Annotated in this window: 19 protein-coding genes and 3 tRNA genes; 9 read left to right on the top strand and 13 right to left on the bottom strand. The window is 38.7% G+C overall.

Features of this window, described 5'->3' with window-relative positions; all coding sequences use genetic code 11:
* Positions 1-42: 42 nt before the first annotated feature.
* Together RCC89_11515 and RCC89_11510 are read left to right on the top strand one after the other, a co-directional pair.
* On the top strand, positions 43-1863 hold the full coding sequence (locus tag RCC89_11515; GenBank protein ID WMJ73782.1) for a potassium transporter TrkG: 1821 nt from the start codon (positions 43-45) through the stop codon (positions 1861-1863).
* 9 nt (positions 1864-1872) lie between these two features.
* The gene (locus tag RCC89_11510) at positions 1873-2547 is read left to right on the top strand and encodes a TrkA family potassium uptake protein (GenBank protein WMJ73781.1); all 675 of its coding nucleotides are present in this window, start codon (positions 1873-1875) and stop codon (positions 2545-2547) included.
* 48 nt (positions 2548-2595) lie between these two features.
* Here RCC89_11510 and RCC89_11505 read toward each other — a convergent pair whose 3' ends face one another.
* The 8 genes from RCC89_11505 to RCC89_11470 form a co-directional block, all read right to left on the bottom strand.
* A complete protein-coding gene (locus RCC89_11505) occupies positions 2596-3042 on the bottom strand; it encodes a DoxX family protein (GenBank protein ID WMJ73780.1) in 447 nt (148 codons plus the stop codon).
* A gap of 125 nt (positions 3043-3167) precedes the next feature.
* Positions 3168-3995 (bottom strand): hypothetical protein, encoded by an 828-nt coding sequence (locus RCC89_11500; protein ID WMJ73779.1) that lies wholly within the window; start codon positions 3993-3995, stop codon positions 3168-3170.
* A 128-nt stretch (positions 3996-4123) separates the two neighbouring features.
* On the bottom strand, positions 4124-4516 hold the full coding sequence (locus RCC89_11495; GenBank protein ID WMJ73778.1) for a hypothetical protein: 393 nt from the start codon (positions 4514-4516) through the stop codon (positions 4124-4126).
* Between the two features lie 239 nt (positions 4517-4755).
* Positions 4756-5148 (bottom strand): hypothetical protein, encoded by a 393-nt coding sequence (locus tag RCC89_11490; GenBank protein ID WMJ73777.1) that lies wholly within the window; start codon positions 5146-5148, stop codon positions 4756-4758.
* A gap of 88 nt (positions 5149-5236) precedes the next feature.
* The gene (locus tag RCC89_11485; protein WMJ73776.1) at positions 5237-6832 is read right to left on the bottom strand and encodes a peptide chain release factor 3; all 1596 of its coding nucleotides are present in this window, start codon (positions 6830-6832) and stop codon (positions 5237-5239) included.
* 267 nt (positions 6833-7099) lie between these two features.
* Positions 7100-7173, bottom strand: a tRNA-Arg gene (locus RCC89_11480).
* A 24-nt stretch (positions 7174-7197) separates the two neighbouring features.
* Positions 7198-7272: transfer RNA gene (locus tag RCC89_11475), tRNA-Pro, on the bottom strand.
* Between the two features lie 142 nt (positions 7273-7414).
* Positions 7415-7503, bottom strand: a tRNA-Ser gene (locus tag RCC89_11470).
* A gap of 769 nt (positions 7504-8272) precedes the next feature.
* Between RCC89_11470 and RCC89_11465 the strand changes: the two genes are divergently transcribed.
* The 6 genes from RCC89_11465 to RCC89_11440 all read left to right on the top strand — a co-directional run bounded on the left by RCC89_11465 (position 8273) and on the right by RCC89_11440 (position 14450).
* Positions 8273-9448 (top strand): acetyl-CoA C-acyltransferase, encoded by a 1176-nt coding sequence (locus tag RCC89_11465; protein ID WMJ73775.1) that lies wholly within the window; start codon positions 8273-8275, stop codon positions 9446-9448.
* A gap of 192 nt (positions 9449-9640) precedes the next feature.
* Positions 9641-11179, top strand: a complete 1539-nt coding sequence (locus tag RCC89_11460) for a toxin-antitoxin system YwqK family antitoxin (GenBank protein ID WMJ73774.1) — start codon at positions 9641-9643, stop codon at positions 11177-11179.
* A gap of 144 nt (positions 11180-11323) precedes the next feature.
* Positions 11324-12268: a phosphoribosylaminoimidazolesuccinocarboxamide synthase gene (locus RCC89_11455; protein ID WMJ73773.1), complete on the top strand. Its 945-nt coding sequence runs from the start codon at positions 11324-11326 to the stop codon at positions 12266-12268.
* A gap of 39 nt (positions 12269-12307) precedes the next feature.
* Entirely contained in the window at positions 12308-12691 is a 384-nt protein-coding gene (locus RCC89_11450) for an STAS domain-containing protein (protein WMJ73772.1), read from the top strand.
* Between the two features lie 2 nt (positions 12692-12693).
* Positions 12694-13608: a ribonuclease Z gene (locus RCC89_11445; protein WMJ73771.1), complete on the top strand. Its 915-nt coding sequence runs from the start codon at positions 12694-12696 to the stop codon at positions 13606-13608.
* Positions 13609-13625: 17 nt separating this feature from the next.
* A complete protein-coding gene (locus RCC89_11440) occupies positions 13626-14450 on the top strand; it encodes a queuosine precursor transporter (protein ID WMJ73770.1) in 825 nt (274 codons plus the stop codon).
* A gap of 1772 nt (positions 14451-16222) precedes the next feature.
* Here RCC89_11440 and dacB read toward each other — a convergent pair.
* Positions 16223-17743 (bottom strand): D-alanyl-D-alanine carboxypeptidase/D-alanyl-D-alanine-endopeptidase, encoded by a 1521-nt coding sequence (dacB, locus tag RCC89_11435; protein WMJ73769.1) that lies wholly within the window; start codon positions 17741-17743, stop codon positions 16223-16225.
* 14 nt (positions 17744-17757) lie between these two features.
* On the opposite strand from dacB, the gene RCC89_11430 reads away from it, so the two are divergent.
* Positions 17758-19758 (top strand): PAS domain S-box protein, encoded by a 2001-nt coding sequence (locus RCC89_11430; protein WMJ73768.1) that lies wholly within the window; start codon positions 17758-17760, stop codon positions 19756-19758.
* Positions 19759-19840: 82 nt separating this feature from the next.
* Here RCC89_11430 and RCC89_11425 read toward each other — a convergent pair whose 3' ends face one another.
* From RCC89_11425 to RCC89_11410, 4 genes are read right to left on the bottom strand one after another with little or no spacing between them, the layout of a single operon-like run.
* Positions 19841-20218 carry a methylglyoxal synthase gene (locus tag RCC89_11425; GenBank protein WMJ73767.1) on the bottom strand — a complete coding sequence of 126 codons (378 nt, stop codon included), beginning with the start codon at positions 20216-20218 and terminating at the stop codon, positions 19841-19843.
* A gap of 55 nt (positions 20219-20273) precedes the next feature.
* Positions 20274-20876 (bottom strand): bifunctional nuclease family protein, encoded by a 603-nt coding sequence (locus RCC89_11420; GenBank protein WMJ73766.1) that lies wholly within the window; start codon positions 20874-20876, stop codon positions 20274-20276.
* Between the two features lie 13 nt (positions 20877-20889).
* On the bottom strand, positions 20890-21855 hold the full coding sequence (locus RCC89_11415; GenBank protein ID WMJ73765.1) for an electron transfer flavoprotein subunit alpha/FixB family protein: 966 nt from the start codon (positions 21853-21855) through the stop codon (positions 20890-20892).
* Between the two features lie 45 nt (positions 21856-21900).
* Entirely contained in the window at positions 21901-22638 is a 738-nt protein-coding gene (locus tag RCC89_11410; GenBank protein WMJ73764.1) for an electron transfer flavoprotein subunit beta/FixA family protein, read from the bottom strand.
* Positions 22639-22687 lie beyond the last annotated feature (49 nt).

Here is a 22687-nt window from a genome sequence, read left to right as displayed (position 1 = left end):
ATCTTAATCATTAAATTGCACCCCTAAATTTTACCATTATACATGGGATACAAAGTATACTTTGCAAAGCTTGCTGATTTTATTGAAAGGACCAATCAAGTTCTGTTATCTGTTATAAATCGCACCATCTTATATCTCTCGTTAGTAAACCTACTACTTATAGTATACCGCTTTGGTTTTGAAAAACCATTGGCTACAGATCTCAGGTTAATCCGTTTTTTTGAAATTTCTCTGGTCATATTGTTCTTATGCCTGCTATACCGACTATTAACCGGTATTGGCACCCGAACAAACTTGAACAAACTTTTTTCAGAGTATCTGTTAGCCCTATTTGTATTTGCCATACTCAGCGTAAGGTTATTTTTCCCCAATTGGTTTACACAAACCCTTCCATGGATTGATTTCCTAAATGAAAATATCTTTCTCTATATATCCATTACAGCTATATTTTTCATAGAAGTATCTCGGCAAAGTCTCAGTTTTTTCACAAAAAACCTTAACCCTGCAAGGATATTCATCTACAGTTTTCTTCTTTTAATATTTACGGGCACAGGTCTCCTCCTTCTCCCTAGATCTACAGTGGAGGGAATAAGCTTAATTGACGCTTTATTTACTTCGACTAGCGCAGTGTGTGTAACAGGCCTTGTTGTTCTGGACACCGCCAAGGACTTTACTTTAATGGGTAAGATAATTATTATGTTTCTTTTCCAAACTGGGGGATTAGGCATAATGACATTTACAAGTTTCTTTGGTTTCCTTTTTAAAGGAGGGTTTTCTTTTCAAAATGAAATATTTCTCCAAAACATGGTCAATGAAGACAAAATGGGAGAAATATTTAAAACCATATTTAAAATTATTGCAATAACTTTAGGCATAGAGTTTATAGCGGCTATATTCATTTATTTATCAGTAGACCCCTATTTATTTCAAAACAATACAGAAAGAGCCTTTTTTTCTATTTTTCATGCGGTATCAGCTTTTTGCAATGCGGGTTTTTCAATTTTATCTGATGGACTCTATGATATAAACTTCCGCTATAACTACAATATGCAGTTAGTAATAGCTTTTACTATAATTCTGGGAGGTTTGGGTTTTCCAATAGTATTTAACCTTTATAAATACCTAAAACACTATTTTTCCAACAAATACAGGCATTTAATTCTAAAAAAGATTTACAAACATGAGCCAAGAATTATTAATGTAAATACCAAAATAGTAATACTAACAACAAGCAGTTTATTAGCTTTAGGTTTTGTACTATATTTTATAACTGAGTATAATAACACCTTGGTCGAACATTCGTGGTATGGGAAAATAGTTACGGCATTTTTTGGTGCAGTCACTCCAAGAACAGCAGGATTTAACACAGTAGACACAAGCATACTTTTGCCAGGCACTGTACTTATATACATCTTCTTAATGTGGGTTGGAGCTTCTCCTGGGTCTACAGGAGGCGGAATTAAAACCAGTGCTTTTGCAGTAGCAGTATTAAACACTTTAGCTATTGCCAAAGGTCAAAACAGGCTAGATGTTTACAAAAGAGAAATTTCTGATGAATCCGTAAAACGTGCTTTTGCAATTATATTATTATCAGTAATGGTAATTGGCCTTGCGATTCTTTTTGTTACCATAACTGATGCAGAAAAGCCTCTTATTTCCGTAGCATTTGAATGTTTTTCAGCATACAGTACCGTAGGGCTATCTCTTGGTATAACTTCTGAGCTTAACCTATGGGGGAAGATTATTATAATAATTACAATGTTCCTTGGAAGAGTCGGGACACTTACTATAATTATCAGCTTTGTCACCATTACCGGAAGCTTAAGGTATAAATACCCGCAAGAAAATGTATTTATCAACTAAACATATCATATGAAATATATAGTAATTGGATTAGGGAATTTTGGCTCTTCGCTGGCCATGCGCCTAACCGAACTTGGACATGAGGTCATTGCAGTAGACAAAAGCATGCAAAAAGTTGATGCTTATAAGAATAAAATTACCCATACCATCAATATGGACTGCACAGACGAACATGCCATAAGCACCCTACCTCTTAAAGATACAGATGTCGTAATAGTAGGTATAGGTGAAGATATAGGATCGTCTTTGATGGCTACCGCCACTTTAAAACAGTTAAAGGTAAAGCGCCTCATCAGCCGATCCATATCAGCATTGCACAGAACTGTAGTAGAAGCTATTGGAGTAGATGAAATTATCAGTCCTGAAGAGGATTCTGCAGAGCGGTTAGCCAAAAGACTAGAAATGAGAGGAGTCATAGACTCTTTTTACATAACAGAGGACTACAATATTATTGAAGCCAAAGCCCCTACAAGATATATTGGACAAACCATTGCGGAAACGGATTTCCGTGCGCGATATAAAATAAACGTACTTACCATTATACGCATGAATACCACAGCGTCAAAAGACCATCGCAAAGGTGAAGTTTTAGGGGTAGTCACGCCAGATATGAAAATTGAAGAAAATGACATTCTTGTGCTTTTTGGTAGGTTATCTGACCTTGAAAAACTCCTTCATTTTTAAAATAAAGGGTAAAAAAAATAGGGAACCTAGTAAGGAACCCTATTTTTATTAACTATAATAATGTTCATTATATCTTTGCTCTTGCTCAAGCTTAGTCCTGAAGGAGTGTACACCAGATCCATAGTATAAAAAGAACAGTGCGCCTATTAACACAATAAGTGCCAGATACCATTCAGAAACCATTCCTAAAGGGCCTTCTCCAACAAACAAAGCCCCTATCAAAATCGGCAACTGGAACAGTATGGCTACCCGGGTAAGTGCTCCCGCAGCAATTAATAAACCTCCTGCTATATGTACCAAAGCAATATAATGGGCTAAAAACACTGCCCCCCACCTTATTTCGCCTGAAGAAATCAAGGAGGTAATAGCATCTGTATTTGATAGAAAGAACACGCCTTTTACGAGCAATATTACACCTAACAACACCCTAAGTACCGCAAATATGGCAAAAGGGTGCTCTTGAGCGAACTTGTCTCCTCTTCTTGTAAATCCCATAACACAATTTGTTTTAAAGTTTTCGAAACAACCTTACATTTAAAACAAAACCATCAGTAAGTTAGTTTACATGAGGAGCTACTGTAGATCAACAGCTTGCTCTTTCCCAAAAGCCTACCTTGTTATTATTCTGGATTAAAAAGTTTATACAAATAGCTAATCACTTTGTGCTCTGCTTTCTTAGAAGCCATAAAAGCATCCATAGGTTTGCTATACATCTGGTCGAAATAAGGATCGTCAATTCTGCCAAGCTTGACTATATAAGAATTGTAAAGCCTGAGCAAGAACACTTCAGTAAAGTTTATGTTTCGGCCATTCATTAGAGGGTTCTCTGCGACTGCACGTTTATCTGCTCTGAAAACTTTTGCACAATCATAAAAACTAAAACTGGCCACAGGTTCATGAATACCTTTTGGACTGATACTGGCAGGTATGAACAATGTAATGTACTTAGGGTCATAAACAACATCAGATACGATTTTGTCAACCAATAAATCCTCACCATATTCGATCCTAAAAAGTTGAGAAGGCAAGTAATATTGATCTTCAATAGTTTCCCCGGAAGGAGCCTCAGGCAAAACCTCTTCCCAAGCTGATTTTTCTATATCGCTTTCAGCCCAATAGCCGGAATAATCGCTATAGTCGCTTTCTTCTTGGATTTTTAAACGTTCCCAAAATTCATCTACAGAAAGTGCTTTCTCCAAATGTGGTGTTTCATAAGGTTGCAATTTCCCATTTTTAACAGCATCCAATAAAATCTCTACCAAGGCATTAGAGTTGCCGAAAATTTCATTGTTATCAAATTTGCTTAAGTTAATGCTCCTTACAATATGCTTCCGGTAAAGAATGTCATGCTCCCTATATTTTCTTTTAGGGTATGGGTCTGGCGAACCATGCACAACAGAAGAGATACATGCAAAGATGAGAAGAAGAATAAAATATTTACTTTTCATGGCTTAACATATGGGTACAGCCACTTAACGAAAGCGAAGAGGTATAATTATATACTACCCCCTATTACAAAAAAAAGCACCGCCCCATATGGAAGTAGTGCCTAAACCAAACGAACAACTGTTACAACCTAGTTTTTTTCAGTAAAATCCATCACTTTACAAAATGACAGGTTTTCATCAATCACGATAGCATTAAAATTTTTATTTCCTAATTGGAGGCGGGTCTGAGAGATAAGTTCTTCTAACTGCTTGTTAAATATTTTTTGACCATGAAGGCTGCCACTTTGCAAGTCTGCATTGTTAGGCAAATCATTTTTATCAATGGTTCCAATAGTATACTGACTAAACCAAGGTTTGTCTTTTGTGTATATCCAAACCCCATTTACCTGCATTACGGAAGAGTTTTGTCTGTGGGATACTTCGCCAGATGATTTTGACATACCCATTTGATCAACTATTAACACAAACGAGAAGGCTAGAAGAATTCCTACCACTAAATATAATATAGATCTGGATTTCATAGAAGTATTGTTTTCGACATTTAAAGTTCCTAAAATATTAGTGACTTGAATTGAATTTTACGAAACACATCACCCATGGTTACACTACAATCATCTTTTTTTTATACAATTATTTATAAGAAAACCACAAGCTTTTAAAATTAAGCATTTTATAATATCCTGATTCATTTATCACTTTAACCAAAAAAATTTGGGGATAATAAGAGAAGGTAAAAGACAAAAAAATAAACCTTAAAATTTTAGTGTAGCGGCATTGCCAAGCATTGTTCTTCTGTTTGGTAAAAAACATTGAACTTTGACCTCAAAACGGAGTTTTCACTTTTGCTATAAGCTGTCCTTAAAGCTTGTAAAACAATCTCGTCAAAATCATAAGATTCAATTGATTCCCAAAGCTCTTCCAACAACACAAATATACCTTTTTCATCAAAGACTTCTTCTGATTTAGAACTATAGGCTGAAATAAAAAGACTTCCGTTAGTCGCATCAATAAAAATTAATAATTCAGAACTAGCTTCAAATTCATGTCCCTCAATTTCAGAAAAAAGATCTAATAAACCTTCTGCCAGTCCGTCTTCCGAAACTGAATGTATTATATAAGTCTTTTGATTAGAAACTTTGTCTTCCCAAGCCATTTCTGATATTTCTAATGAAATTTACTTTGAATAAATTACCCCGAGAATTAGTATGTTTATAAATCGGAAGTCATTCATTACCGCTATACTAACCATCCAAATGACTATTATGCTCAGAAATAAAAGAAAATTTTAAATTTGGACGGTTTTCCACCACTACATCCAGTGTCCATTTAGAGTCAGCGAGGAATACGTATTTGTTGTCTTTGTCCCTGGCAATGTTAGAAGCTTTAAAAGACACGAACTCTTCAAGTGCTTTTTTATCTTCAGAATCTACCCAACATGCTTTGTACAGGTTTAATGGATAAAAATCACAAGAAGCTCCATACTCATGCAGCAGGCGATACTTGATCACATCAAATTGCAGCTCTCCGACCGTGCCAATAATTTTCCTATTACCTGGCTGTTGTATAAAAAGCTGCGCAACACCTTCATCGGTCAATTGCATCAAACCTTTGTCTAGTTGCTTAGCCTTCATCGGGTCTTTATTGATAACTTCCCGGAATATCTCAGGGGAAAAACTTGGAATACCTTTCACCATTAAATCTTCCCCCTCGGTCAATGTATCTCCTATTTTAAAATTACCTGTATCATACAAACCAACAACATCTCCCGGGTATGCTTCTTCAACAATGCTTTTATCCTGGGCCATGAAGTTTACCGGAGCAGCAAACCGAAGCTTCTTATTTAGCCGAACATGGTGGAAAAACTTGTTACGTTCAAATTTCCCAGAACAAACCCTCACAAAAGCAATCCTATCTCTATGTCTTGGATCAAGGTTAGCGTGAATTTTAAAGACAAAACCCGTAAAAGGTTTTTCTAAAGGTTCTATTTTACGCGTATTGGCTTCCCTTCCCCTTGGTCTAGGGGCAATATCAATAAAGGTTTCGAGCAGTTCCTTAACACCAAAATTATTGATAGCACTACCAAAGAAAACCGGCGCAAGCTTTCCGTTCAAGTAGGCTTCCCTATCAAAAGGTTCATATACACCCTCTACCAGTTCTACATCTTCCCTAAGCTGATCTGCAAATTTATCCAACTTCTCATCAAGCACCTCATCGCTCAGGTCTTTGATAGCCATTACATCTTTCTCTATATTCGTTTTATTTGGGTTGAACAAGTAAAGGCTTTGATTGTACAAATTGTAGACCCCTTTAAAAGTGCTGCCCATGCTTACCGGCCAGCTTAGCGGTCTGGTCTTAATATTCAGCTTTTCTTCTAGCTCATCTAAAAGGTCATAAGGGTCGCGTCCTTCACGGTCCATTTTATTGATAAAAATGATAACAGGTGTATTTCTCATCCTACACACCTCCATCAAGCGTTCAGTCTGCTCCTCCACACCCTTTACACAGTCTATGACAAGAATTACACTGTCCACCGCAGTCAATGTACGGTAGGTATCTTCTGCAAAATCTTTGTGACCTGGCGTATCCAACAAGTTAATTTTAGACCCGTTATACTCAAAACCCATTACAGAAGTCGCCACAGATATACCTCTCTGTCTTTCTATTTCCATAAAGTCAGAGGTTGCCCCTTTGGTAATTTTATTGGATTTTACCGCACCGGCTGTTTGAATGGCGCCTCCAAACAAAAGAAACTTTTCCGTAAGGGTAGTTTTTCCAGCATCAGGGTGACTAATAATTGCAAAGGTTTTCCTTTTTTCAATTTCAGATAAAGTACTCATGTAGGTGTAACAGAAAGAACAAGAGAATAATTTAATATAATAAACCTAAATAGTAATTCAGGCAAAAGCATAAATCAAAGCGACATTAAGCCGAGTTAAAGGCTATGTTTAAGTATGTTTGCCAATCATGACAAATAGGGGTTTTAACCTAGATTATGCATTAGAACTTTCTATTGCATAATCTAGGTTAAAGAAAGTGTTTTTTTAGTTGAAGCTAAATAAAAAAACCACTTATTAAAGAATAAGTGGTTTCAATGTTTTTAATCGTGAACCCGTCTGGATTCGAACCAGAGACCTACTGCTTAGAAGGCAGTTGCTCTATCCAGCTGAGCTACGGGTCCATTACAGCTAAGCTGTAAAATTAGTCGGGGTGGCAGGATTCGAACCTGCGACCTCCACATCCCAAATGTGGCGCGATAACCGGGCTACGCTACACCCCGAACTACTATTTTTTTCTCTTTTTAGAGTCTTTAAAAGCCCTTTTGAAAATTGTTGTGCAAAGGTAGTGATTATTTTTAAACTTGCTACTCTTTTTTTACTTTTTTTTAGAGCTTTTAAAATCAATAAATTATGAAAATTGTGCGGAGAGAGCGGGATTCGAACCCGCGGTCCGGGTTACCCCGGACGACAGTTTAGCAAACTGCTCCTTTCGGCCTCTCAGGCACCTCTCCTTTTTTAGAACATTCCCTTTTCGTTTCCCCGAAAAAGTGCTGCAAAGATAGCATTATTTATTTTTACGAAACAAGCCCTTTTTAAAAAAAATTCTAAAAAATATTCTCCAATAAAGCTAAAAGGACCATTGTCCAATCGCACACCAAATGTAACCGTCTCAGTTGTCAGCCATTAACCGCGTGTCAGCAAAAACGTATATTACTTACTAGTTTCAAAAAATTATTCTTTAGGATTACCCATTTGAGCCTATTAGTTTTTTACTTGTATGATATTATGCCTTTAAGCTGTCTTCTTTAAATGGCGGTATGTGCAATTGTTAGAAAATAAGGCGGCCATTGATGAAATTGCGTTAAGAACTTTCTAAGCATGAAGCGGCCAAAAAATTTGCTGTTTGAGCCCGACGCAAGGAGGGTGAGTTTCATCCCGATAGCTATCGGGATAGCGTAATGGTTATAAAGTTTAGCAAATTTCATCACAGGCCTTGACTTTTTTGCTTACTTTTTTTGTCTAAGAAAAAAAGTAAGGCCCTGCCGGCGAGGCAAAAAGTAACTAAGCGAACCTTGGTCAGCTAATAACATTTAAGATAACTAAATCGGCGCCTCAATTATTCTTTATAGATAATTGTTAGTAAAAACAAAAGAAGGCAACTATATTTCAAAGCGAAAAGTTGTTAATGAAAAACAAGCCAACATATAGAGGTTTGTTTCCAATGGATTATCACCTGCTTCAAAGGGTCTGTCCTATCGTTCACTTTTAAAAAAGACATTTATGAAAGAAGTATATGTAGTTTCAGCCGTCCGTACCCCTATCGGAAGCTTTGGGGGCACACTAGCTGCTTTATCTGCCACTCAACTAGGCGCTGTTGCCATAAAAGGTCTATTAACCAAAGCAGGAATAGACCAATCGGAAATAGAGGAAGTAATTATGGGCAATGTGCTGTCAGCTAACTTAGGCCAGGCACCAGCAAGACAAGCGGCCATATTTGCAGGCCTTAACCCAAGTGTACAATGCACTACCGTAAACAAAGTCTGTGCATCTGGTTCTAAAGCAGTAATGATGGCCGCACAATCTATTATGACAGGCCAAGCGGAGGTAGTTATAGCAGGAGGCATGGAAAGCATGTCAAATGTACCCTACTACCTTGACAAAACCAGGTTTGGGCAAAAGTTAGGACACGGACAAGTTATAGACGGCATCATAAAAGATGGGCTTTGGGATGTTTATAAAGATTTCCATATGGGAAATGCAGCAGAAATTACTGCCAAAGAAATGAGTATTACCCGTGAAATGCAGGATAATTTTGCCATAGAGTCTTACAAAAGAGCAACAAGTGCTTCCTTGGAAGGAAAGTTCAAAAATGAGATCGTCCCTGTAGAAATCACTTCACGTGGCAAGACCAATACTGTTGAAGAAGACGAAGAAATTTCTAAAGTAAACTTTGATAAAATTCCAGCCCTAAAGCCAGTATTTGAAAAAGAAGGAACAGTAACCGCTGCCAATGCTTCTTCTCTGAATGATGGTGCGTCAGCTGTATTGCTGGTCAGCAAAGAAAAAGCTGAACAGCTTGGTTTAAAACCTATTGCTAAAATCATTGGTTTTGCAGATGCCGAACAAAGCCCTGAAAAGTTCACCACCACCCCTGCCCTGGCCATTCCCAAGGCCCTTAAAGTAGCAGGATTAGATAAAAGCGATGTAGACTATTTTGAAATAAACGAGGCTTTTTCTGTAGTTTCCCTTGCCAATAACCAGCTTCTTGACTTACAACCAGACCAAGTCAATATTTGGGGAGGAGCAGTGGCTTTAGGCCATCCAATAGGTTGCTCAGGGGCAAGAATAATCACTACTTTGCTCAATGTACTGGAAAGTAACAAGGGAGCTATAGGCGTTTCAGGCATATGCAATGGCGGAGGCGGCGCATCAGCCCTTGTTTTTGAAAAGGTTTAGTTTTTATTCTCCTGAAAAGCACATAATTAACTGTTTAAGTGACCATTACACTCACTGCATTGCTGGCAAATTAGGGAAGTGCTGGCAATGCAAACCAATAGACAAATAGGGGTTTTTCTTGCAAAATGTCAGTTACACCCCTATTTATAAACTAAAGATCATTTTTTTATCGTTAATCAGAAAATTCAGTTTATGAAGTTTCTACTGTCAATATATTTTATTTTTATATCCACCATAGGCTTTTCACAAGAGGTGGTCCGTACTTATTTCGAAGGAACCGAGCAGGTAAAAGAGGAGTATTCTATCCTTTCTCAAGGAAACCCCATTATGCATGGAGAGTACCGTAAGTTTTCTGCAGAAGGAACAACCGTTGTCTTAGCTTGGTATGAAAACGGACAGTTAGAAGGAGAATATACCGAATATTTCGAAAACGGGCAGGTAAAGACAGAAGGCGCATACAAAAACGGTGTTCAAACTGGGGAGTTTAAATACTTTGACATCTCTGGCAATTTACTGCACCGTGAGCATTTCGACCATAAGCACAAAAATAAGTTTACCAAGTTTTATGCAGACGGGCAATTGGCTGCCGAAGGAACCCTCAAGGAAGGAAATCTTGACGGCACCTATAAAGAGTACTATCCCAATGGCAACACAAAAGCGGAATACACCTACAATGACGGCGTCCGTGATGGAGCCGTGCTTGTTTATGACCAAAATGGCAACCTTTTGCAAAAAGCTAACTATGAGGAAGGTGAGCTGATAGGTGAAATAACAACCTATTTCCCTAATGGGAAAGAAAAAGTAATAGCCAATTATATAGATGGAAATGTGGAAGGAGCTATGAAAGAATTTTTCAAAGACGGAACGTTGAAATCGGAGGCTGAATACAAAAACAACAAGCCCAACGGGATAACACGTACTTTTTACAAAAATGGGAATATAAAAACAGAAGAGAAATACAAAAAAGGTGTACTTCATGAGTACTTCAAAACCTACTACGAAGATGGAGGAATAGAAACAGAATCTTCCATAGTAGAAGGCAAAAAAACAGGTCGGTTTAGAAACTATAACCGCGAAGGAACATTGGTTCTTGAAGGCCATCAAGTAAATGGAAAGCTACACGGCCCCAACACAGGCTGGTATGACGATGGCACCATAAAACATAAACTTAATTATGAACATGGTAAAAAATCCGGCAAGAATTACACATACTTCCCCAACGGAAAGGTTAAGGAACTTCAAGATTTTGGCAAAGAAAAAAGGCTAACCATAAAAAGCTATTATGAAAGTGGCAACCTAAAGGAAGTCCAACATTTTGAAGACGGTAAGAAAAATGGAGAGTGGATATCTTATCATGAAAATAAAAACATCAAGGAGAAAGCTTTTTATATAAAAGATAAATTGCACGAAGAAAAGGAGGTATATCATGAAGATGGTTATTTAACAGAAACCCAAAGCTATTCTCACGGAATAAAAACGGGTATTTGGAAAAAATACTATCCGGACGGAACAGTGAAAACAGAAACCAATTACAAAAACAATACCCCCTATGGAAACTATAAAAAGTTTCACAGCAATGGAACACTGGCCATAGAAGGGCAATATATCAATGGGAAAGAGTCAGGAAAGTGGAACCATTATTCAGAAAATGGAGATCTGATCAAGAAAGAAGTATATAAAAACGGAGAAAAAATCTCAGAAAAAACAATAGAAGAATCTGCTGAAAATTAACCATCTGCTTTTCAGAAGATAGTTATTAATAAAAAAACACCCATCATTTTCTTATATCCTTACATAATTAATAATTATGTTTGCACCAATTAGCTTTGGAGCTTCTCAATAATTGTTAATTTTGTCGATTCTAAAGAAAAAAATATGGATGCAGTAAAGGAAACCAGCTTTAGTTTTCCAGGCCAAACAGGATTTTATAAGGGCAAAGTCAGAGATGTCTACTTTTTTAACGATAAAATCGCTGTAGTAGTAACCGATCGTATATCTGCATTCGATGTGGTACTTCCCCGTGCTATCCCCTACAAAGGACAGGTACTTAACCAAATTGCATTAAAGTTTTTAAAAGCCACTGCCGATATAGTGCCCAATTGGGTAACCGGCGCACCAGACCCATGTGTAACCATAGGTCACAACTGCGAAGGCCAACCCGTTGAAATGGTCATCAGAGGTTATCTGGCAGGTCATGCATGGCGTGAATATAAAGCTGGCAAAAGGACTTTGTGTGGTGTATCTCTGCCAGAAGGTTTAAAAGAAAATGACAGACTTCCCGAACCAATCATTACGCCTACTACAAAAGCAAAAGAAGGACATGATGAGGATATTTCCAGAGAAGAAATCCTAGAAAAAGGGCTGGTTCCTGAAGAAGATTACGTGCTGATGGAAGAATATACCCGAGCTTTATTTAAAAGAGGCACAGAAATGGCCGCAGCACAGGGGCTTATATTGGTAGACACCAAATATGAGTTTGGAAAGAAAAACGGGAGAATCTACTTGATAGATGAAGTACACACCCCAGACTCTTCCAGGTACTTCTATACCGAAGGTTATGAAGAACGTCAAAGTAAAGGTGAAAAACAAAAGCAGCTTTCCAAAGAATTTGTCCGGGAGTGGTTGATTGAAAATAATTTTCAAGGAAAAGAAGGGCAGCAAGTGCCAGAAATGACCGATGAACGGGTACAAATGATTTCTGAAAGGTATATTGAGCTGTATGAAAAAGTAACGGGGGAAACCTTCAAAAAAGACGAAAGCAGTGAACCGCTTTCAAGAATTAACAAAAATATTACAGCCTTTTTGCCAGAGTTGAAATAAAATTTTATATTTAATAAACTATTATCAATATTTATATCAATGCAGTCTTCAGTAGAAAAAAACGAAAAGTATTGTCTCATTAAGTTAAAAGAAGATAAACTGACATCTGTGATTGCACCAGATCTTAAGTCAGAAATTGTAAAACTTAATGCAGAAGGTTGTAAGAACATCATTCTGGATATGGAAGATGTGAAATATGTAGATTCTTCAGGTCTAAGCTCCATCTTAGTTGGAAATAGGTTGTGTGAAAATGAAGAAGGGATGTTTGTGCTAGCTAAAACATCAGACCACGTAATGAAGATGATCAAAATTTCACAGTTGGACTCCATTCTTAACCTACTGCCAACAGTAGAAGAAGGTGTAGACGCCATTTTCATGAATGAACTAGAAAGAAATCTTAGAGCTGAAGATAAAGAGGAGTAAGATTGTCTTTTGAAATAAAAATTTTAGGGTCAAGTTCTGCAACGCCAGTTTACAACCGCAACCAAACTGCACAAATAGTCACTATTAACGGTGAACATTTCCTAATCGATTGCGGAGAATCTACCCAAGTTCAGTTAATGAAGTTCCGCATTAAGTCCGGAAAGATTAACTATATATTCATAAGCCACCTTCATGGCGACCACTTTTTTGGCCTTATAGGCCTTTTAAGTACTTTGCACCTGCACGGCAGGACTAAAGACTTATACATCTTTGGTCCTGCCGGTCTTGATGAAATCATCACATTGCAGCTAAAATACTCTGAGTCCAACCTTAACTACAAAATCATTTTTCAAGTCCTTGATCCAGCTACTCCTGATACTGTTTTGGATCTGGACAAGCTTACTGTCAGTACGATCCCACTGCAACACAGGGTTCACTGCTGTGGCTTTCTGTTCCAAGAAAAGCCTAAGAAAAGGAGGATTGATAAAGAAAAGCTGCCAGAAAACCTCTCTTTGCTCAATATAGCCAACTTAAAAAAAGGCTTAGACCTCCAGCTTGAAGATGGCTCAACGATCAAAAATGAAGAAGTTACTCTTCCCCCTAAAAAAAGCAGGTCTTATGCCTATTGTTCTGATACTATATACAATGAAAGCATAATACCGCTAATCCAAGGCGTGGATGTCCTGTACCACGAAAGCACTTTTCTGCATGACATGTTACAAAGGGCAGAAGCTACTTATCATACCACTGCGCTGCAGGCAGCTACGATTGCCCAAAAAGCAAAGGTAGGCAAACTGCTCTTAGGGCATTACTCTGCCAGATACAAAGACCTCAGGCCTTTCCAAGAAGAAGCAAGGACTGTTTTTCCTAAGTCTTACCTTTCTATAGAAGGAGAATCTCATTATATTGAGGAATAGGCTTAAATCTTATAAAAATGGGGCGACTTATTAACCCGCAAGGTAAAAAAGCAACAAACCTATTTATTATTTTAAGTGGAATATTCCTTACCAATGCCATTATAGCAGAAATCATTGGAGTCAAGATCTTTTCGGCAGAACCACTAGTGGGCGCTGACCCTGAAGGCATAGAGCTTTGGCAAGGTTTCTACCTCAAGTTTACCCTAACAGCAGGTGCGGTAATATGGCCTATCGTTTTTATTACTACAGACATTATCAATGAATATTTTGGAAAGCCAGGAGTTCGAAAAATAAGCTGGATTACCGCATTTTTCATTGCCTACTCCTTTCTGATCATATGGTTTGCCACTTACCTCCCTCCTGCCCAATTCTGGCTGGATGTAAACGCACCAGAAGGCGAATCAAGCCAATATAACATTGATTATTGGTACAATATAATTTTCACACAGGGGCTAGGTATTATTGTAGGATCCATTACCGCTTTTTTACTGGGGCAATTACTAGACATTTATGTTTTTGATATGATAAGGTCTGCAACGGGCAAAAAATACCTGTGGCTCAGAGCTACAGGGTCTACGCTCGTTTCTCAACTGGTGGATAGTTTTGTTGTTCTATATATTGCTTTCAATTTGTTTAGCAGAACAAATCCCTGGAGTATGGACATGATCCTATCAGTAGGTACCAACAACTATTTATTCAAAATATTTATGGCTATACTCCTGTCGCCACTACTTTACATTGCCCATTTTTTAATAGACCGTTACCTGGGTGAAGAAGCTACCAGAAGCAAGAAGGAAATTTTAAACACTACGCCATCAAACCCGGTGGACGCTGAAGGGTAATTATGTAGTGCCGATTTTTTATCGGCACGGCTTGCTATCACTTACGCTGTCAGGTCCAAGGGACGCTGACAGGTAACCAACATATTATCCCTCCCCACCGCATTGCGAGGAGGTAACGACGAAGCAATCTAATCGTAAGGTCTAATATTATTCTCCCACAAACAAAGCCAAACAGCACAGCTTACCCCTAACAGATTGCCGCGGCATTTTTTCATAGAAACGAAAGGCTTAGGTTTTAAACCAAGAACTTAACCGACCACTATCTTGTGCCTCGCAATGACGGTTAAAGTTTTGGTTTTCTGCTAATTACAACCGTTATAAATGTAGTGCCGATTTTTTATCGGCACTGCTTCTTTTTACTTACGCTGTCAGGTCCAAAGGACGCTGACAGGTAACCAACATATTATCCCTCCCCACCGTCATTGCGAGGAAGAACGACGAAGCAATCTCATCGTCAGGTCTAGTATTATACTGTCTGAACCGGGATTCGCAGGATTAAAGGATAGACAGGATTAAAGGGAAGATGTTTTTACAACCTACCAGATAACAACAACCTAATTACAACTCACTCAACCACTTCATTGTGAGTAGGTAACAACGAAGCAATCTCATCGTCAAGTCTAGTATTAACACCCTAAAAATAAACCATTACAGCTTACCGCCAACAGATTGCCGCGGCATTTTTTCTTAGAATCGAAAGGCTTAAATTTTAAACCAAGAACTTAACCGACCACTATCTTGTGCCTCGCAATGACGGTTAAAGTTTTGGTTTTCTGCTAATTACAACCGTTATAAATGTAGTGCCGATTTTTTATCGGCACTGCTTCTTTTTACTTACGCTGTCAGGTCCAAAGGACGCTGACAGGTAACCAACATATTATCCCCCATCGTCATTGCGAGGAGGGACGACGAAGCAATCTCATCGTCAGGTCTAGTATTATACTGTCTGAACCGGGATTCGCAGGATTAAAGGATAGACAGGATTAAAGGGAAGATGTTTTTACAACCTACCAGATAACAACAACCTAATTACAACTCACTCAACCAATTCATTATAAGGAGGTAACGACGAAGCAATCTAATCACCAGGTCTAATATACACTCTACAAATCAACCAACACAGATTGCCGCGGCATTTTTTCATTGAAACGAAAGGCTTAGGTTTTAAACCAAGAAACTTAACCGACCACTATCTTGTGCCTCGCAATGACGGTTAAGTTTTGGGTTTCTGCTAATTACATCCTTCATAATAGCCTGTCACACCGAGGAGCGAAAAATGTAATGCCGATTTTTTATCGGCACACCTTGCTATCACTTACGCTGTCAGGTCCAAGGGACGCTGACAGGTAACCAACATATTATCCCTCCCCACCGCATTGCGAGGAGGAAACGACGAAGCAATCTAATCGTAAGGTCTAATATTATTCTCCCACAAACAAAGCCAAACAGCACAGCTTACCCCTAACAGATTGCCGCGGCATTTTTTAATAGAAACTAAAGGCTTAGGTTTTTAACCAAGAGCTTAACAGACCACTATCTTGTGCCTCGCAATGACGGTTAAGCTTTGGGTTTCTGCTAATTACATCCTTCATAATAGCCTGTCACACCGAGGAGCGAAAAATGTAGTGCCGATTTTTTATCGGCACACCTTGCTATCACTTACGCTGTCAGGTCCAAGGGACGCTGACAGGTAACCAACATATTATCCCTCCACCGTCATTGCGAGGAGGTAACGACGAAGCAATCTCATCGTCAGGTCTAGTATTAACACCTTACAACTCTGCCAATAAGCCCATGATTTCTTCCATCTTTTTACGCATTACGGTATAGGTAATGCCGGAGTAATTGTTTACCATAAAAGAAAAAGCCATCATATTGCCGGATTTATCAGGAACATAGCCGGTATAACAGATAACGCCTTTTAATGTGCCACTTTTTGCCCGTAGCTTTTTCTCTGATGGTGTGCCTTTGCAGACATTCCACAATGTACCTGAAACGCCCGCAACTGGAAGTGATTCTAACAAATCAGGGAAGTAGGTTTCTGAGGATATGGATGCCATAGCATTTGCCAAAAAGGCTGGTGAAGCAATATTAGTAACTGCCAAACCGCTACCATCGGCAGATTTTATACAGCCCACTACTTTATTCATCCCCCAGTATTCATTAACGGCCTGAAGTCCTGCACTAACGCTCCCTTCTTGGTGTACCTTATTGCCGATGGACTTGAGCAATGCTTCTGCATAAAGGTTAATGCTATACATATTGGTTTGGTATACAATGTCTTTAAGCGGAGGAGAAAGATAGCTTGTCAGCTTGGTACGTCTTTCTTTTTTTTCTTTCACAAAAAGTATATTGTCAGCTTTGCCTGTAAACTCAATTCCCGCATCTTTTAAAAACCCTCCAAACGATCTTGCGCAGTATCCGGGTGGGTCTGGAATAGAACCTTTGATGGTAAACTCTTTTTTTCCCGCTGGAATGGTTCCACTGATTTGACGGATATTGGTATAAGGTGAGCCATAAATATAAGCATTATCACCCGTTCCAGCAGGGGCAGTGGTAACTTCATTTATAAACTCAATAGGAAGTGTTGGCTCTATTCTTAATATTTCAGCTTTACTACCGACTTTACCGGGTTTGAAAGTTATGGTATATGTATTATCAAAAACATTCAACCCAAAAGTGCCAGCGCCATAATAATTGCCAATATCAGACCATACCCACCCATCGGGCAAAGGGTTGTTATCAAAACTGGTACCGTCGCCGATAATATTCCCGTTGATTTTTTTTATTTTATTGCTTTTTAAAACCTCTATCCATGAACTGGCTATTTTTTCCCAGTCAGCATCAGAAAAACGGTGACTGCCCAGCGTGGGATCGCCGCTTCCTGTGATATATAGGTTGCCATGAAGAACCCCGTCTTTGATGCTTCCATCGTATTCTAATCGGGTTTCAAACTTGTAATCAGCACCGAGGTATTTTAAGGCCGCCGCTGTGGTAGACAACTTCATGTTGGAGGCGGGTGTCATTCCTTTTTGGCTGTTCAACTCAATCAAAACCTCACCGGTTTTTGCACTAGACAGACAAAAGCCTACCCTTCCATCTTGAAGCACTGGGTCATTCTCAAGGGCTGCAAGCTTTGTTTGGATCCTTGTTAAGACTTCTTGGCATTGGAGCGGTAAAGACTGGATAACGCTAAAAAAGATACTTAAAGCTAGGAATGCTGTCCATTTGTTTGTTTTTCTAAACATTTTCAGATAATATGGATTATATTGTAATACAGGATTTTTTTTCATTTAATCCCTTCTGTATGTCTTTTAAAGAAAACGAATCTAATTCAAATTTCCATAAGCAGGGTTCAAATTTTTCTAATAATCAGTTTGTATCAACTGATACCGAAGAAAAAAAATCCCAGCATAAAAACGATTTATATTCTCTTATTTGTCAAGAAAACTTTACCAGCAGTGATATTGACACCATACTTAGACAAGTTGTCATCAACCTGAAACTGTACTTCGATATAAGCTTTGCTGGCTTTTTCTGCAATATGCGTGATGACAAATTCAAAATTATTGCCGAACAAGGAAGCTTCAGCTCTTTTAGCGGAGAGGACTTAGTACCTAAACCTGCTTTTGGACAAGCAAATTATACCTTCCAAACCGGCACGAGTGTTTTCACTAAAGATTTCCATGATAACGAAGCTTTTGTTTATCCTGAAAAACTCGACACCCTAAAGGTAAAAAGTGTATTGACAGTACAGGTTCCAGGAAAGCCAGAACCCTATGGTGTTTTGTGTATCTGCTGGACAAACCCTGTGGAAGAAAACCCAGAGGTTACTTCATTTGCAGAGTCCATTTGTAATTTATTGTCTGCTGCCATTATAAAAAAGAAATCAGAAGAAGCACTAAAGCAATCGGAGAATCACTATAAAGAGCTTTTCAATAAAAGCTCCGAGATGATTTACATAATTGACGAAAAAGGCTACTTCACAGACATTAATGAAACAGCTTTAAACTTGCACGGGTTTTCTAAAGAGGAGATTATAGGCAATACCGTCAATTTTCTGACAGACACAGACAAACAGCAAGAAAATGCATTGAGCGGCTATTTAGAAAAAGCTTGGAAAAACGATGGAAAGCCGTTTGAATGGTGGGGACGCAAGAAATCGGGGGAGTCTTTCCTTCAAGAATTATATATTAGAAAAGGTTGGTATTTCAATAGTGAAGCCTACATTGTACATGGTAGAGACATTACAGAAAAAAGGCTAGCCGAAGAAAATATAAAGGCAGGGGAAAAACGCTATTTAACACTGCTCCAGACACTGAACGATGGTGTTTTATATACAGACACCTCAGACAAAATCGTCTTTTGCAACAAACGCTTTTCTGAGATGAGCAACTATGACTTAGAAGAGCTCATCAACACGCATGTTTCAGCGCTTTTACCAGAACAAGACATACAGGTTAATGGCAGAAGAGCAGCTTTTGAAACCGTATTGAAGACAAAGGGAGCGGATGAAAAAAATGTATTGGCGAGTGCAGTACCTATAACAAATAATGATGAGAAAGTAAACGGTAGCCTATACACTTTTACTGATATTACAGAAAAGAAATACACCGAAAAAGAACTGGAAGGCAAGAAAAACGAAATCAACCAGTTCCTGTATAAAGTTTCTCATGACATGAAAGGGCCACTAATGTCTATGATGGGCTTGGTCAACTTAGCAAAAGAGGAGGTAGAAGACCCTGTTGCTTCTAGTTATTTTTCAATGATGAGTACACTAGCCGACAAGCTGGACACAATACTGACAGATCTAAAGGATCTAACTACTGTACGTACTACTAAATCTAACCCGGTAGAAATACAAGTCCCAGAGTTTTTTATTGACCTGGCTGAACATATCAAGGACAAGGAAAATGCCGAAAATGTAAAGATCACGGTTAATGTAGATGACACCTTAAAAGTGGTTCAAGACATCAATGTACTTCAAATAGTCTTTGGAAATATAATAGAAAATGCCATAGTCTTTAGAAATAGAAACTTACCAAAACCTGAAGTGGTCATTGAAGCGAAAATAGAGAATGACTTGCTTAAAGTAAGGGTGAAAGATAATGGCTCAGGGATTGAGGAAGAGAAACTCCCTAAAATTTTTGATCTATTTTACAGGGGAAACATGCATAGCAAAGGTTCTGGAATGGGATTATACCTGGTAGAAAATGCTATCCAAAAGCTTCAGGGAAAGCTTAAAGTAGATAGTGCGTTTGGGGCTGGAACAGAAGTAACTGTGAGCATTCCTGCTGAAACTGTATAAGCGCCCATGTTAAAAAGTTGGCTTTTATAGAAAAGTGCAGTAAAGCCAAAACTGTTTTACTGCACTAAAAGACAAGAGCTTCTTAACCCTCCTTCATCCCTTTAAGTAAAAGTTCAGCGGTAGCGCGATTAGTAGCCAATGGCACATTGTGCACATCGCACAAACGCATAAGCATCAACACATCTGGCTCGTGCGGATGTTTTCCTAAAGGATCCCTAAAAAAGATTACGCCATTAAGTTTTCCTTCCGCTACCATGGCAGCAATTTGGGCGTCACCACCCATAGGGCCGGAAAGTTTTGCATCTACCTCCAACCCTGCCTGTGTCAGATAAGAACCTGTAGTCCCTGTGGCTACCAGCTCCATATCACCAAACATTTCTTTCCGGTCTTTTATAAAACCCACCATATCAGCTTTTTTGCCGTCGTGGGCTATAATAGCCAGTCTTTTCGTTTCAGTCATTGTAAAACAATATAGTTAAAACAAAAAAACCTTCTTTCGAAGGCTTTTTTTAAAGTTAATTCCTTTTATTAAGCTCATCCCTAATTCTAGCCGCTTTTTCGTAATCTTCGTTCTCTAACGCCTGCTGAAGCATCGTTTTCAACTGTTCAGAAGAGCTGTTTTTCACAGATTCGCCAAACGAGGCTGTTTTTTCTTCTGTTTGTTTTTTAGGAGCACCACCAGCAGCTTCTTGTTCTTCTTCTCCCAAATCGCTCAAGTCTATACCAGCTTCAGAAAGCAATGATTCATATGTGTAAATTGGCACATCAAATCTCAATCCAATAGCAATAGCATCAGAAGGTCGAGAGTCAACTTCTATCTGCTTAATGCCGTCAGAGCATACGATTTTAGCAAAGAAGACACCTTCTTTAAGATCCGAAATAACAATTTCCTCTACCGTAAAATTAAATCCAGAAGCAAACGATTTAAAAAGATCATGAGTCATAGGACGGTTTGGGATAATCTTTTCAATTTCTATGGCAATAGCCTGAGCTTCGAACATTCCAATAATAATAGGCAATCGTCTATTTCCACTTTCTTCGCCCAAAACAAGAGCGAAAGATCCAGACTGCGACTGACTAGAAGATAATCCTAATATTTCTAATTTAATTTTATCCACGCTGTTAATCTATTTATCTTAAGGCCTTTACAGCTTCTGTCAATTTAGGTACAACATCAAAAACATCCCCCACAATACCATAATCAGCAGCTTTGAAAAACGGGGCTTCAGGGTCTTTATTGATAACTACAATGACCTTTGAAGAGTTTACGCCTGCAAGATGCTGAATGGCGCCAGAAATTCCTAATGCAATGTAAAGATTTGGGGCAACTTTTACACCAGTTTGACCAACGTGCTCATGGTGCGGCCTCCAGTCAAGGTCTGATACAGGCTTAGAGCAACCTGTGGCAGCGCCTAGTGCTTTTGCCAAATCTTCCACAAGGTTCCAGTTTTCTGGCCCTTTAAGTCCTCTACCTCCAGAAACCACTATATCTGCCTCTGTCAACAATATATCACCTGATGCTTTTTCAGTATTGGTTACCTTTACCCTAAAAACAGAATCGTCAAGCTGTGGTTCAAAAGTTTCTACATTTGCTTGTCCACCAGTTTCTGAAGCAGGGAAAGCATTTTTACTAACAGTAAGTACTTTTTTGTCAGACTTGACCTCTGCATGCACAAAAGCCTTACCTGTAAAAATTGATTTCTTCACCTTGAAACCACCATCGGTAGAAGGTAAATCTACCACATTAGTCACCAAACCTGCTTTAAGTTTAGCAGCGACTCTTCCGGCCATAGAGTCAGCCAAAGAAGACTTGGCCATTAAAACTATATCAGCACCAGCTTTTTCAGCAGCCGCTGTTATAACAGAAGCATACGGTTCACCCTGAGCCTGGTCGAGTTTAGCATCTGATGCATGCAATACAACCGAAGCGCCATACTTACCAGCCAATTCAACCTGGTCAGCAGGTAGGCTACCCATTACTAAAGCTGTTACGTCTGTGTTCAAATTTTTTGCCAAAGCAGCAGCATAAGAAACTGCTTCCAGCGAAGACTTTTTAATTTCCCCTTCCGATCCTTCTACATATACTAATATTGCCATAAAAGTAAGATTTAAAAATTGAAATTATTAAAAACAAATATGATACTAAAGAACCTTTGCTTCATTTTTTAGAAGCTCTACAAGTTTTTCTGGTTCTGAAGCATCTATCATCTTACACTCACCTTTTGTCGGAGGAAGCTCATAAGAAGTAAAAGAAACCACATCGTCCGTCCCTACTGGATCTACAACATTTAGAGGCTTCGTTCTGGCAGACATAATCCCTCTCATGTTAGGAATCTTCCATTCAGCTATTGGCTCTTGACAACCTGCAATAAAAGGCATCTCAACTTCTACAGTCTCTTTACCACCTTCAATCTCTCTATTCATCACAGCCTTATTGCCCTCTACATCAAGTTTCATAACAGGTGAAACAGACGGAAGGTTTAACAGCTCCCCTACGATGGCATGAACCATTCCTCCATTATAATCAATAGATTCACGTCCCATGAGTATCATGTCGTAGTTGCCATCTTTTGCGACAGCAGCGATTTGCTGTGCCACAAAGTACCCGTCTTTAGGAGCAGCATTTACCCTAATGGCATCGTCAGCGCCAATGGCAAGTGCTTTTCTTATTGTAGGCTCTGTGTCTGCCTCTCCAACATTTAATACAGTTACCGTTCCTCCTGATCCTTCTTTTAGTTCAATGGCCCTAGACAAAGCATATTCATCATAGGGGCCTATAATAAATTGAACTCCCGAAGTATTTAACTTGGTATCATTATCGGTGAAAGAAATCTTCGAGGTGGTATCTGGCACATGGCTTATACAAACAAGTATTTTCATATATAAAAAAATTTTTTCTTTATAAACTGTAAATTTGCTGTGAAGTTAC

Source organism: Cytophagaceae bacterium ABcell3, from assembly GCA_030913385.1.
In the GTDB taxonomy this organism is placed as follows: domain Bacteria; phylum Bacteroidota; class Bacteroidia; order Cytophagales; family Cytophagaceae; genus ABcell3.
This window is presented reverse-complemented; position numbering and strand designations above follow the sequence as displayed.

Excerpts from the sequence above, each read along its gene's own strand:
- RCC89_11460 (WMJ73774.1), top strand. The coding sequence starts at position 9,641 with ATGAAGTTTCTACTGTCAATATATTTTATTTTTATATCCACCATAGGC.
- dacB (WMJ73769.1), bottom strand. The coding sequence starts at position 17,743 with ATGAAAAAAAATCCTGTATTACAATATAATCCATATTATCTGAAAATG.
- RCC89_11440 (WMJ73770.1), top strand. The coding sequence starts at position 13,626 with ATGGGGCGACTTATTAACCCGCAAGGTAAAAAAGCAACAAACCTATTT.
- RCC89_11515 (WMJ73782.1), top strand. The coding sequence starts at position 43 with ATGGGATACAAAGTATACTTTGCAAAGCTTGCTGATTTTATTGAAAGG.
- RCC89_11430 (WMJ73768.1), top strand. The coding sequence starts at position 17,758 with ATGTCTTTTAAAGAAAACGAATCTAATTCAAATTTCCATAAGCAGGGT.
- RCC89_11510 (WMJ73781.1), top strand. The coding sequence starts at position 1,873 with ATGAAATATATAGTAATTGGATTAGGGAATTTTGGCTCTTCGCTGGCC.
- RCC89_11455 (WMJ73773.1), top strand. The coding sequence starts at position 11,324 with ATGGATGCAGTAAAGGAAACCAGCTTTAGTTTTCCAGGCCAAACAGGA.
- RCC89_11410 (WMJ73764.1), bottom strand. The coding sequence starts at position 22,638 with ATGAAAATACTTGTTTGTATAAGCCATGTGCCAGATACCACCTCGAAG.
- RCC89_11450 (WMJ73772.1), top strand. The coding sequence starts at position 12,308 with ATGCAGTCTTCAGTAGAAAAAAACGAAAAGTATTGTCTCATTAAGTTA.
- RCC89_11465 (WMJ73775.1), top strand. The coding sequence starts at position 8,273 with ATGAAAGAAGTATATGTAGTTTCAGCCGTCCGTACCCCTATCGGAAGC.
- RCC89_11490 (WMJ73777.1), bottom strand. The coding sequence starts at position 5,148 with ATGGCTTGGGAAGACAAAGTTTCTAATCAAAAGACTTATATAATACAT.
- RCC89_11505 (WMJ73780.1), bottom strand. The coding sequence starts at position 3,042 with ATGGGATTTACAAGAAGAGGAGACAAGTTCGCTCAAGAGCACCCTTTT.
- RCC89_11500 (WMJ73779.1), bottom strand. The coding sequence starts at position 3,995 with ATGAAAAGTAAATATTTTATTCTTCTTCTCATCTTTGCATGTATCTCT.
- RCC89_11415 (WMJ73765.1), bottom strand. The coding sequence starts at position 21,855 with ATGGCAATATTAGTATATGTAGAAGGATCGGAAGGGGAAATTAAAAAG.
- RCC89_11495 (WMJ73778.1), bottom strand. The coding sequence starts at position 4,516 with ATGAAATCCAGATCTATATTATATTTAGTGGTAGGAATTCTTCTAGCC.
- RCC89_11485 (WMJ73776.1), bottom strand. The coding sequence starts at position 6,832 with ATGAGTACTTTATCTGAAATTGAAAAAAGGAAAACCTTTGCAATTATT.
- RCC89_11425 (WMJ73767.1), bottom strand. The coding sequence starts at position 20,218 with ATGACTGAAACGAAAAGACTGGCTATTATAGCCCACGACGGCAAAAAA.